The sequence below is a fragment of the uncultured Thiodictyon sp. genome (assembly GCA_903837595.1).
Lineage (GTDB): Bacteria > Pseudomonadota > Gammaproteobacteria > Chromatiales > Chromatiaceae > Thiodictyon.
This window is the reverse complement of the sequence record CAILVI010000314.1, coordinates 1-3,089: the sequence shown is the minus strand read 5'-3', so window position 1 is coordinate 3,089 and position 3,089 is coordinate 1. Positions and strand designations below refer to the sequence as shown.

At 68.0% G+C, this 3,089-nt stretch carries 2 protein-coding genes; both read left to right on the top strand.

Annotated features, from left to right (window positions below):
- Nucleotides 1-296 (top strand): type II toxin-antitoxin system Phd/YefM family antitoxin (locus QZY44_RS17305; protein WP_365304705.1); only part of this gene is annotated, 296 nt, incomplete at its 5' end.
- A complete protein-coding gene (locus QZY44_RS17300; RefSeq protein ID WP_295448913.1) occupies nt 296-2,773 on the top strand; it encodes a hypothetical protein in 2,478 nt (825 codons plus the stop codon). The genes QZY44_RS17305 and QZY44_RS17300, both read left to right, overlap by 1 nt.
- The last annotated feature ends 316 nt before the right edge of the window (nt 2,774-3,089 follow it).

Below are 3,089 nucleotides of genomic sequence, written 5' to 3'. Positions count from 1 at the left end.
TGTTCGACCCCGTTGGGGTCAGTATGCAACATGAACAGGAATTGAATGCCAGAGGAGCGTTTTCTATGCGTCAATGGGCGTTACAAGATGCCAAGGCCCGTTTCAGCGAGGTGGTACGGCTGGCGTGCGAGCAAGAGCCGCAGGAGATCACCTTACGCGGTGAGCCCGCGGTGGTGATCCTGTCGCGGGTGGAGTTCGACCGGCTGACCAAACCGCGTGAGTCATTGGTGGAGTTCATGCGGCGGTCTCCACTGTATGGGGCGGATGACATGGAGTTTGTGCGTGACCCGGCGTAATGGCCAGTAACCGTACCCTGTTGATCGATCTGCGTGACCGCCTGCTGGCCTGCGGCGAGGCGGTGCCGGCCCGTGCCGAGTCGTTTGCGCGGGAGCGTGCGGCCCTGCTGGCCGAGGTGCAGACAGCGCTCTCCTGGCGCTGGGTCCTGGGTCTGGGTCAGAGCGGTCCGCGGCTCCGCCCGCGGGTGGACGCGCTGGTGGCCCGCAGCCTGGCCCTACATGAGCTGTTCGCCGGGATCGACCAGATCGAGCAACAGATCAGCAAGGCCACGCAGGCATTGGAGCGGATCGCGGCCCCGGCCCTGCACGACCCGGCCGCCATCCCTGCGCTGCTCCAACACCTGGGGCTGGAGGCACGCCGCCTGGGCCGACAAGTGAAGACCGACGACGACCTGATGGTCGATGAGCGTCGCTGCGATACCGCCCGGACCGCGAGCATCCGTCTCACCGAGGCCCTGGAGCTCTGGCTCAGCGCCGAGGCGGTGCTCAACACCATCCGCGCGTCCACCCGCACGGCGGCCTTGGAGGCGGCCCTGCCGGAGCTGGGTGAGCGCCTGTGCCGGACCGGACCGACGCCGCAGTGGGCCGCCGAGTTCAAGGCCCTGGTGGACCCGCTGGACCAATTGGCGCACCGTGCGCAGCCGCGCGAGATCACCGAGACCGAGAAGATCATCAAGGCCCTGCCGCGCTGGGCGCGGGCGCTCGGTGAGGACGGCGACGACTGCGCGGCCCTGGCGGAACGTTTCAAGGCCAGGCGCAAGGACTGGCCCGGGGAGGACGACCGCACCTTCGAAGAACTGTTCGAACAGGCTCGTGTCCTGGAGCAGGGTTTGATGGATCGGGCCGCCGCCGTGCGTTGCGACGGGATCGCGGACTTGGAGACGCGCTGTGTCCTGTTCGCGCAACTGGTGGGGCCCGACCCGGGGTTGGATGAATTAGTGCGCGACCTGCGGGCCGACACCCCGGACAATCCACGCGACCACGAGGACTGGTGCGAGCAACTGCGGGACGCCAACGCCGCCTTCGGCAACCGCGTGAAGCGCTCCGAGAATGCCCTGCTGGCGACCTTGAGCTCAGTCCTCACGCAGTGTCGGCAGCGGCTCGCGGCCCTTACGGCTATCCCGCGCCTGGATGAAAAAGATGTCCAACTCGCCCGGATGCGTGATCAGCTCGACACCCTCACGCGTGCCGGGGAGGAGGGCGAGGCCCTGGCCTTGCTCAAGGCGCTGGAGCAGGTACGCGCCCTGCGCGCCGATCTTGAGGGGCTGGAGGTGGCGATCCGTCAGGACCATGCAGGGCTCGATGAGGCGCGGTTGGCCTTGCAGGGGCGGGCGCGCTGGTTGGTGGAGCGCACCCAGGGGCTCGCCATCACCCTGCCGGACCTGGCGGGTCTGCTGGATCAGCTGCAATCCCCGAATGGCTCACGTCAAGACGCCAAGACGCCCAGCGGGACAACGCCGTCCTCACTCTCTCTCGATCAACCGCCGGATGACTCTCCCGCGGCCGATAAGGGACCGGATAGCCTCGGCGCTTTGGCGTCTTGGCGTGAGACGCCTGCTGCGCGTGAGCCCAGTCTCGAAGAGATCCGGCTGCAACTGGCCGCGCAGCAGCGCGGGTTGGCCGCGGCCGAGGCCCAGTTCGCCCAGGTCTGCGGGGAGTCGATCGCGGCGGGCAACCGCCGCCTCGCCCAGGTGTCGGCGCTGCTCACCCCGCAGTCCATCCGCGCGGGCGGCCTGGCCCTGGCGCCGCTGCGCCCGGCGGCGGCCGGCGACCTGAGCGGGATCGCCGATCAACTGGGGCTGGTCCGCGCCCGGCTCGCCGGTGTGGATGCCTTGCTCGTCACGCAGGAGCAGGCCCTGACGGGGCGCGCGGCGCAGTTGCAGGAGGTCTTGGCCGCGATCCCGCCGGAGCGGCTTGGCCATAACGATCGCGGCGACCGCGAGTCCCTGCTGCGGCAGTTTCAGCAGTGGCGGCCAGACGACCTGGCCGATGCGCTGGAGCGCATCGCGGTGCTGCGCGAGTGGATTGAGAATGCCGAACACGTCCAGCGGCGCATCGAGTCCGCCGCGCGGCGCCTGCGCGAGCTCCGCGAGGCCCTGCGCGAGCGGCTGCGCCGATTCAATGGCCTCTTTCTCCAGGGCTACTGCCCGGACCTCTATGTGCGGGTCGAGGGCCTGGTCCACCCGCCCGACGAGACCCACTGGCAGCGGGGTGCGGAGGCGGCGCAACTTGCGGAGGCCGAACGTCTGCTGCGGCTGCTGGAGTGCCAGGCCCAGCGCCTTGCCGCGCGAGAGATCGGGGAGACCCTGCGGGTCCTGGAGCAGCACGCCCGGCGCACCAAGGACCCCGAGTCCAGCGCCTTGGTGTCGGAAGTTCGTGCCCTGCCACTGGAACAGCAACCACCGGCGCGGCTGCGCCGGCGGCTGGCGGACCAAGTGATTGCGTTTGGCGATCAAAGGTTGGGCGGCGGCAGCTGACGGCAATTGGTGTGCGGAGCGCGACCATCGGACCATCGTGTTGCGGCGGCAGATCTAAAGCCGATCTCGCCATGCATGCTCCGGACGAACCCGAACAGCTGTGTCTGAGCTTCGCCGAACTCACCGAACCAACCTCCCTTTAAGAGGATTCAAGATGTTACGAGCCCTTTGGAAGCGGTGACTCAACGTTTTGTGTCTTTTTGTGATCGCTACGCGGCGCCGTTTCAGTTGCGTACGCGTCTGGTGCATTACCAGGCCAAGCAGTATCTGAGTGGTCTGATGCAGGCACGGCGCAAGAACATGGAGCGGATGGCCG